Annotated in this window: 5 protein-coding genes; 4 read left to right on the top strand and 1 reads right to left on the bottom strand. The window is 38.6% G+C overall.

What is annotated here, in order from left to right; translation table 11 throughout:
* Positions 1-262: 262 nt before the first annotated feature.
* Together U0R11_RS06095 and U0R11_RS06090 are read left to right on the top strand one after the other, a co-directional pair.
* The gene (locus tag U0R11_RS06095; protein ID WP_406750572.1) at positions 263-2,974 is read left to right on the top strand and encodes a bifunctional YncE family protein/alkaline phosphatase family protein; all 2,712 of its coding nucleotides are present in this window, start codon (positions 263-265) and stop codon (positions 2,972-2,974) included.
* 134 nt (positions 2,975-3,108) lie between these two features.
* Positions 3,109-3,672: a YceI family protein gene (locus tag U0R11_RS06090; protein WP_166375520.1), complete on the top strand. Its 564-nt coding sequence runs from the start codon at positions 3,109-3,111 to the stop codon at positions 3,670-3,672.
* 55 nt (positions 3,673-3,727) lie between these two features.
* On the opposite strand, the gene U0R11_RS06085 is transcribed toward U0R11_RS06090, so the two are convergent.
* A complete protein-coding gene (locus U0R11_RS06085) occupies positions 3,728-5,164 on the bottom strand; it encodes a sodium:solute symporter (RefSeq protein ID WP_406750570.1) in 1,437 nt (478 codons plus the stop codon).
* A gap of 64 nt (positions 5,165-5,228) precedes the next feature.
* Between U0R11_RS06085 and U0R11_RS06080 the strand changes: the two genes are divergently transcribed.
* Positions 5,229-5,561 carry an ATP-dependent Clp protease adaptor ClpS gene (locus U0R11_RS06080; protein WP_406750569.1) on the top strand — a complete coding sequence of 111 codons (333 nt, stop codon included), beginning with the start codon at positions 5,229-5,231 and terminating at the stop codon, positions 5,559-5,561.
* Positions 5,562-5,570: 9 nt separating this feature from the next.
* Positions 5,571-6,176 carry a recombination mediator RecR gene (gene recR, locus U0R11_RS06075; RefSeq protein WP_406750567.1) on the top strand — a complete coding sequence of 202 codons (606 nt, stop codon included), beginning with the start codon at positions 5,571-5,573 and terminating at the stop codon, positions 6,174-6,176.
* Positions 6,177-6,183: the final 7 nt, after the last annotated feature.

The following is a 6,183-nucleotide window of genomic DNA, read 5'->3' as shown; positions in this document are numbered from 1 at the left end:
AGTAGGAAAACCTTTTAAAGATTCATTCATTACAAAGGTCTAAATACAATTCAGAGATAGTCCCTAAAATAAAAATATTAATATTTTTATAGATAACTACTTGTTTTAATCATAGAAATCGAACAGCAGCATTTGTCAGAGGCCCTCGAAGCCAACTCTAATTTTTAGCCTAGGCTCTTTCAATTCAATTTCACAAAATTTTAATACATAATTGTTTAAGCTTAGGTAGAAGAGTTTTACCTTCGTTAAATTATTTAAACCTATGAACACTATATTAAAATCTATTTTCCTCTCATTTTGTGTATTTCAAGTTAGTGCACAAACAATTTTAGAAGTTCCAGGGCGAGATTTGCCAGCCAAAATTGACGTCAATGGCTATTCTGTTTTGCCTTCTGGTCGATTGGTGAAACCGGCTGGTAAAACGCTCCGTATCAATAGCGATCCTTTTGGTATGGCGGTTAGTCCAGACGGGAAATGGGCCGTTACGCTGCATAATGGTGCTTTCACACGCATTGATTTAGAAAAACAGGTCTCGAAACGCTTTCCGCCTTATGGAACTCCTTCCAAACTTTCTCCTTATGGGAAAAGTACCTATTTAGGTATTGTCTTTTCGCCCAATAGTGAATGGATTTACCTCAGTGGGGGAGATTCTGGGAATGTATTGGTCGTAGAATTATCGACAGGTAAAATCCTAAAGACTTTTAGCTTAAACGGAACTTTCAAAGGCTATGATTTTGACGATAGCTTTACTTCTGATTTGGTTTTATTGCCTGAACTAAACGAATTATTGGTCTTAGACCGCGCTAATTTTAGGATGGTACGGATGAAGGCCGATAGTGGAGAAATCGTGGCTGTGGTGCCTACTGGACGTCAACCTTTTGGTATATCTTTAAGTCCTGACCACCAAAATGCTTTTGTCGCCAATGTGGGGATGTATTCATATCCCTTGGTGGAAGGAACCAACCTGGCCAATTTACAGAAGCAACATATCCCTTGGCATCCCTATGCCAACGACACCAAAGAATCCCGTGAAGGCACTGAAATCATGGGAAAAAAGATTCCAGGGGTAGGCGATCCTCGTTCGGATGAGGCGATGAGTATTTTTCAAATTAATTTGTCGAATAATCAAATTACCAAAAAATACAAACCAGGCTTCCAATTAGGTGAAATGGTAGAAGAGATGGAAGTAGTAGGTGGATCTAGCCCCAATTCCTTGGCTGTCAGTTCTAAATTTGCTTATGTGAGTAATGCCACCAATGATAATATTGCGGTGTTGGACTATGCCACCAAACAAATTAAATCGCATATTCCGATCAAATTAAACCCAGTTTTAGATAAACGCAGAGGTTATTTACCTTTTGGTTTATGTATTAGTAAAGATGAAAAAACCTTATATGTAACCCTATTAGGCTTAAATGCTATTGCTATTATTGATGTTCCAAGTCAAAAAACCAAAGGTTTTATTCCAACGGGTTGGGGGCCTACTCGCGTTCGACTATCTGCTGATGAGAAAACGCTCTATGTTACGACTTGTCGTGGTTTTGGAGCTGGACCCAATGGAGGAAAAGATTTCAAGGCACCGGAACAAGGTTCCTATGTAGGGGATATTCAATTGGGTACATTCCAAACGATTGATATGCCGAATGAGGCACAATTAGCTGCTTATACGCAAGAAGTAAAGAATAATACGTACCAAGAATTTTCAGCCAAGGGAAGAGGAAACAAAATCCTTTCATTAGATAAAAACAAACAGGCTCAATCTCCTATTAAGCACATCGTTTACATCACCAAGGAAAACCGTACCTATGATGAGATTTTTGGTCAATTTAAAGGAGCCAATGGCGATTCTACCATCGCTCGTTATGGTCTAAATCAAACCGTAGTTTTGCCGGATTCCTTAAAAACGACTTTCCATAACGTCAATGTGATGCCCAATCATTCACTCTTAGCCAAGCGATTTGCCATGAGTGATAATTTTTATTGTGACAGTGATGCATCCATCCATGGACATCATTGGATGGTGGGAGTAATACCGAATGAATGGGTCGAAGCGAATTCTAGTGTTAGTAAATCAGCTAAAATATTCTCCAAAGCACCGGGTAGAAGACATCCTGGTACCACAGGAAGTATTGATCCGGAAGATTATGCGGAAGTAGGTGGACTGTGGGAAGCTCTGGAGCGCAAGAATATTTCTTTTTACAATTTTGGAGAAGCGAATGAAACGGCTCATACGCGAGAAGAATGGTTTGATACCTTGACAGGAGCGGGTCATGTGGTCATGGTTCCCATGCAAAAAGCCTTGTGGAAGAATACAAGCCACAATTATGCGGGTTTCAATATGGATATTCCAGACATGTTCCGTGCGGAGCAATTTGAATCAGAATTTACGAAGATGTGGTTAACAGGCAAGAAAAAAATGCCTTCGGTAGTGACTATTCAGTTACCTAATGACCATGGTTCAGATCCTAGACCTGAAGATGGATATGTGAGCAATCATTCTTTTATGGCAGATAATGATTTGGCATTAGCCAGAATGATTAACTTTTTATCTACTACGCCTTATTGGAAAAATATGTTGGTCATCGTTACAGAAGATGACCCACAAGGAGGAGTAGACCACGTAGATGCCCACCGAAGTGTCTTAATGATGGCTGGACCTTATGTGAAGCGTAATTATGTATCTCACAAACATGCCAATTTTGGGTCCTTATTGCGTTTGATCTATACCAATTTTGGAGTACCTAGCGTGAATCATTATGATCAAACAGCTACGTTGCTAGATGATTTCTTTACAGATAAGCCCGACTTTGGTCCTGTGGATTTTGTTTTTCCTGACCGACGTATTTTTGAGCCAGAAGTAACGATGAAAAAATACAATAAGACCATTGATTGGAAGAAAATTAAGAAAAGGGTCGAGATGGATAATGTCGAGCAAATGCGCAAAGAGCATTATAAAAGCCTAGGAGACAAGTAGACTTTTTCGCAGGATTTTGGATTTTTGTCGCAAATTTTTCCATATCCCCGACGATTTTTTGATTTGTTAATTGCTTTTGTGTTATTTAATGGTAGTTTCGAATTCTATAATTAACCCAATAAAAAATAATTATTATGAAAAAAATACTTTTTGCTATTGCTTTATTGTCATGTGGATTATCCGCACAAGCTCAGAAATGGAATGTTGATAAATCTCACTCAAAGGTAGGATTTAGCGTGGTTCACTTATCGATTTCAGATGTTGAAGGAGCATTTAAAATTACGGAAGCGACTATGATTTCAGCTAAAGATGATTTTACGGATGCAAAATTCAATATCGTTGCCGATGTAAATACTGTTTTTACAGATAATGAGCGTCGTGATACACACTTAAAAAGTCCTGATTTCTTCGATGCAGCTAAATTCCCAACTTTGACTTTCGCAAGCAAGTCAATCAGTAAAGTAGCTGATCGTAAATATAAATTAGCTGGAGATTTAACGATGCACGGAGTAACTAAACCTGTTACTTTGGATTTAGTGTTAAACGGAACTACTACAAACCGTCAAGGTAAAAAGGTAGCTGGTTTTAAAGCATCTGGAGCAATCAATCGTACTGCTTGGGGTGTTGGAACAATGCCAGCAGCTATGGTAGGAGAAGATATTGAATTACGCGCTAGCGGCGAGTTTATTCAAGAGTAATCATTATTCCCCGTTCTAATGAAAAGGCGACCCTAGGTCGCCTTTTTTATGCACTTTATTTTTTAACGCGAATAGCCCAAAGTAGTGCAAAACAAATAGCACCGTTGAGGATCAATTTGGCAAAGCCAAAACCTCCAAAGAGCGCTTGTGATTGCCATTCTAGCAAGAATGTAATGATGGGAGAAGCTACACAAATGATAGGTACCCATTTGTCTTTCACCTGTGTTTTGGTAAATAATCCAAAAGAGAATAGACCTAATAGTGGTCCATAGGTATAGCCTGCCAGGTTAAATACAGCAGAAATTAGTTCTTGATTATTAAACAAGTGAAATAAACCGATCACCACAAAGAACAAGGCTGAAAAACCCAGGTGAACATAATGCTTGATTTTATGTCTTTTTTGCTCTTGAAATTTCTCAATACGTAAGAAATCTATGCAAAAAGAGGTAGTTAATGCCGTCAAAGCAGAATCAGAGCTGGCATAGGAAGCAGCAATAATACCGAGTAAAAAGGTAACAGCCGCTAAGGTGCCAAAGTGCCCGTTTAAAGCCAACATAGGATAAAGATTGTCGGTTTGAGCGGGAATAGCGATGTTTTTGCTCTGTGCGTAAATATATAATAATGCTCCTAAAGACAGAAATAGGATATTGATTAATAAAAGCACCCAATAAAACCAAAACATGTTTTTCTGCGCCTCACCAATGGATTTACAAGTCAGGTTTTTTTGCATCAAATCTTGGTCAAGACCCGTCATCACGATGGCAATAAAAACCCCAGCTAGGAAGTCTTTTCCAAAGAAATGGGTGTTTTTCCAGTCCCATTCAAACATGTGGGAATACTTACTATCTGAAATGGTATGAACCATATCCATGAATCCCATGTTCATTTGTTGACCTACCAAAAAGATGGTAATAAACAGGGCAATCAGTAAGAATAAGGTTTGTAAAGTATCAGTCCAGATGATTGTTTTTACGCCTCCACGGTGCGTGTATAACCAAATCAGTAAGATGGAAATGAATACAGTTAATCCAAAAGGAACACCAATGGGAGCGAATATGGCAATTTGTAAGACATTAACAGCTAAATATAAACGTGCTGCAGAGCCGATGGTTCGGGATAATAAGAAAAAGGCTGAACCTGTTTTGTAGGACCAAAAACCGAATCGACCTTCTAAATATCCATAAATGGAAATAAGATTTAATCGATAGTATAGGGGCATTAAAACGAGGGCTATGGTTAAATAACCCAATGAATGCCCTAAAATTAATTGATAATAGGTAAAGGATGTTTTGCCAACAGCTCCAGGGACCGAAATAAACGTTAATCCTGATATAGAAGTGCCAATCATTCCGAAGGCCACTAACCACCAAGGAGATTGCCTGTTGGCCGTAAAGAATGCATGCGTATCAGCACCTTTGGAGGTAAAGTAGGATATGATTAATAGTAGGCCAAAATAGATGGCAAGAATTCCTCCGGCTAAAGTTACAGACATAGGTGTTTCAAAGGATTTTTTTTAAATTTGTGAAGAGGTCGTTTTTATAAATCATATCAAAAATATGGAATTCTCGGAAGATAACATTTCTCGTTTTCGTATTTCTTTTCAAAACCAAGAAAAGCATCAAGAAGATGTCGAGGTGGCCTTTGATGAAGAAGTCGTGGCTTCCCATCAGTTAGTCTTATATAATGATGAGGTTAATTCCTTTGATTATGTCATGATCACCTTGATGGAAGTATGTGAACATAGTCCAGAACAAGCGGAGCAATGTACACTTCAAATACATTTTAGAGGTAGATGCGGCGTTAAATCAGGAGATTTTGATGAATTGGTAAGTATGCGAAATGAAATTTGTCGTCGGGGCATTTCTGCCGAAATAGAGTCTTATCAATAGCGTATGGCCATGAATAATTACCCTTCTCGGATTATTGAACAGGCTGTAGAAGAAATATCGAAGTTGCCAGGTATCGGGAAAAAGTCAGCTTTGCGCTTAGCGCTTCATTTATTGAAGAGGCCAGAATCTCAATCTTTACAATTAGCGCATGCTTTAGTTCAATTGCGAACGGAAACCCAATTTTGTCCTCAATGTCACATGATTTCTGACGGTGGTTTATGTGGAATTTGCCATAGTCACAAGCGAGATGAAAGTCTGATTTGTGTGGTAGAAGATATGCGCGATGTATTAGCCATCGAAAATACAGGGCAGTTTATAGGTTTATATCATGTATTAGGTGGAATCATATCCCCATTAGCTGGTATTTCTCCAAGTGATTTACAAATTGATTCCCTTATTCAACGAGTAAGTGCGGGTAAAGTGACGGAAGTGATTTTAGGACTCAGTCCAACGATGGAAGGAGACACTACCGCCTTTTATTTAACCAAAAAATTAAAAGAATTCCCGATTAAAATTTCCACCATCGCTCGCGGTATACCCATTGGTGGTGATTTGGAATATACCGATGAAATTACCCTTGGACGAAGTATTGTCGGCCGAGTAGTCTATGAATAATCTTTTA

The sequence above is a fragment of the Aquirufa salirivi genome, assembly GCF_045310485.1.
GTDB lineage: Bacteria > Bacteroidota > Bacteroidia > Cytophagales > Spirosomataceae > Aquirufa > Aquirufa salirivi.
Note: the sequence above shows the minus strand (reverse complement) of the source record. Positions and strands in the feature narration are given on the sequence as shown.

Coding starts and splice junctions, on each gene's coding strand:
- U0R11_RS06095 (WP_406750572.1), top strand. CDS start 263: ATGAACACTATATTAAAATCTATTTTCCTCTCATTTTGTGTATTTCAA.
- U0R11_RS06090 (WP_166375520.1), top strand. CDS start 3,109: ATGAAAAAAATACTTTTTGCTATTGCTTTATTGTCATGTGGATTATCC.
- U0R11_RS06085 (WP_406750570.1), bottom strand. CDS start 5,164: ATGTCTGTAACTTTAGCCGGAGGAATTCTTGCCATCTATTTTGGCCTA.
- U0R11_RS06080 (WP_406750569.1), top strand. CDS start 5,229: ATGGAATTCTCGGAAGATAACATTTCTCGTTTTCGTATTTCTTTTCAA.
- recR (WP_406750567.1), top strand. CDS start 5,571: ATGAATAATTACCCTTCTCGGATTATTGAACAGGCTGTAGAAGAAATA.